The organism is Cryobacterium sp. 10I1 (assembly GCF_035019805.1).
In the GTDB taxonomy this organism is placed as follows: Bacteria; Actinomycetota; Actinomycetes; order Actinomycetales; family Microbacteriaceae; genus Cryobacterium; species Cryobacterium glucosi.
Window position 1 is genome coordinate 1 of the sequence record NZ_JASJVF010000379.1, and the last position, 2,186, is coordinate 2,186.

The following is a 2,186-nucleotide window of genomic DNA, read 5'->3' on the forward strand; positions in this document are numbered from 1 at the left end:
CAGCGGCGCGGCGAGGGGGGCATCCGCTGCGTTGGCCACGACGAGGAGCGTCTCACCGGCCAGCGACCGGGTGAAGGCGTAGAGCTGCCCGTGATCGGGCTCGAGCAGCCCGAAGTCGCCGAGGGCGACGACCGGGTTCTCGTGCCGGAGCCGGATCAGTTCCTGGTAGAACCGGAACACGCTCCTCTCGCCCGAACGGTCGGCGGCGACGTTGATCCCGGTGTGGTTCGGGTTGACCGCGAGCCACGGCGTTCCCGTGCTGAAGCCCGCGTTCGGCGACGCATCCCACTGCATGGGCGTTCGGGCGTTGTCGCGGCCCATCGCGTGCACCCCGGCGAGAACGCCTGAAGGTGACCGGTCGAACTCCTCGACGGCCTCCCGGTAGTGGTTGAGCGTTTCGATGTCGCGATAGTCGGCGATGGAGTCGAACCGCACGTTCGTCATCCCGATCTCCTCACCCTGGTAGATGTACGGGGTACCGCGCTGCAGGTGCAGCACGAGCGCCCAGAGGGTGGCGGACTCGTAGCGGTACTCGGCGTCGTTGCCGAACCGGGACACCAGACGGGGCTGGTCGTGGTTGTTCAGGTAGAGGCTGTTCCAGCCGGTCTCCGCGAGGTCGGTCTGCCAGTGAGCGAGGTTCCGCTTGAGCGCGGGCAGGTCAAGGGGGAGGGCGTCGAACTTGTTCGCGCCCTGGTCGAGGGAGACGTGCTCGAACTGGAAGATCATATCGACCTCGTGCCGGGCAGGGTCGGTGAACAGCACGGCGTCCGCCGTGGTCACCCCCGGCATCTCGCCGACCGTGAGGTGCTCACCGGGGCGCCCGGCGAACACGGCCGCGTGCATCTCCTGCAGATAGTCGTGGATCTGCGGGCCCATCGGGCAGGAGGCGTCCCGCGACGGGGCGGGCCCGTCGACGAGCTCGACCCGCTTGGCGATGAAGTTGATCACGTCCATCCGGAAGCCGTCGACGCCGCGGTCGAGCCACCGGTTCATCATCGCGTAGACGGCCTGCCGCACCTCGGGGTTCTCCCAGTTGAGGTCGGGCTGCTGCACCGCGAACAGGTGCAGGTAGTACTCGCCGGTCGCCTCGTCGAGGGTCCAGGCCGGGCCGCTGAAGAAGCTGCCCCACGCGTTCGGCGGACTGTTCGAGGCGTTCGGCTCGCGCCACCAGTACCAGTCCCTCTTCGGGTTGGTCAGGCTGCTCTTCGACTCGAGGAACCAGGGGTGCTCATCGCTCGTGTGGTTGACCACGAGATCCATCACGATCCTGATCCCTCGCTCGTGGGCCTCGGCGACGAGCAGGTCGAACTGGGCGAGGTCACCGAAGACGGAGTCGATGTCCTCGTAGTCCTTGATGTCGTAGCCGTTGTCGTGCTGCGGAGACGGGTACACCGGGGACAGCCAGAGGGCATCCACCCCGAGCTCTGCGAGGTAGCCGAGCTTGCCGCGGATGCCGGCGAGGTCACCGATCCCGTCACCGTCGGCATCCGCGAAGCTGCGCGGATAGACCTGGTACACGACACCCGAGGTCCACCAGGGGGCTCCTCCCTCGGGGCCGGCAATCGAATCGGTCACGGGTGTGGGGCTCGTCACGACTGGATCCTTTCCTCGCGCCGGGTGACGGGCGCTGGGGTCGAGCCTAGACCGCGCGGCTGGGGAGGACGAGGATGGCGGCGGCGAACGGCTGATTTGAACATCCACGGAAACGCACGCGATAATTGGACCGCGGAACGGGACGATATTCCCGCCCGTGGACCCGAAGGCAGGCCAGTTGAGCGAGACCCCGCGGCCGACGACGGATGCCCGCCGCACCTTCTTCGCCGCCCGCCCGGCCCCCGTCGCCACGGTCGACCTCAGCGTCAGCATCGGCGGCCTGCGCCTCAGGAACCCGATGATGCCCGCCTCCGGGTGTTTCGGACCCGCCCTCGGCCGGCTCATCCCCGTCGACGAGCTCGGCGCCGTCGTGACCAAGACCGTCTTCGGCGTGCCGCGCGGCGGCAACCCGGCGCACCGGCTCACCGAGATCCGGGCCGGCATGGTCAACAGCGTCGGCATCCCGAGCCGCGGCGCCGCCGGTTACCTCGCCGAACTGCACCCGCGTTACGCCGCCCTCGGCCCGCCCTGCCTCGTCCAGCAAAAGGTACGAGCTGACGTGCGTGCTCCGAGTGTTGTGAGTCGGTGCCGGG

General features: G+C 68.6%; 1 protein-coding gene and 1 pseudogene. One reads left to right on the plus strand and one right to left on the minus strand.

The window, feature by feature from the left end; genetic code table 11:
* Positions 1 to 1,593: alpha-glucosidase (locus QN345_RS18205; RefSeq protein ID WP_323509027.1), on the minus strand; the 1,593-nt coding region annotated here is incomplete at its 3' end.
* Positions 1,594 to 1,750: 157 nt separating this feature from the next.
* On the opposite strand from QN345_RS18205, the pseudogene QN345_RS18210 reads away from it, so the two are divergent.
* A pseudogene (locus QN345_RS18210) lies at positions 1,751 to 2,186 on the plus strand (hypothetical protein); the annotation flags it as partial.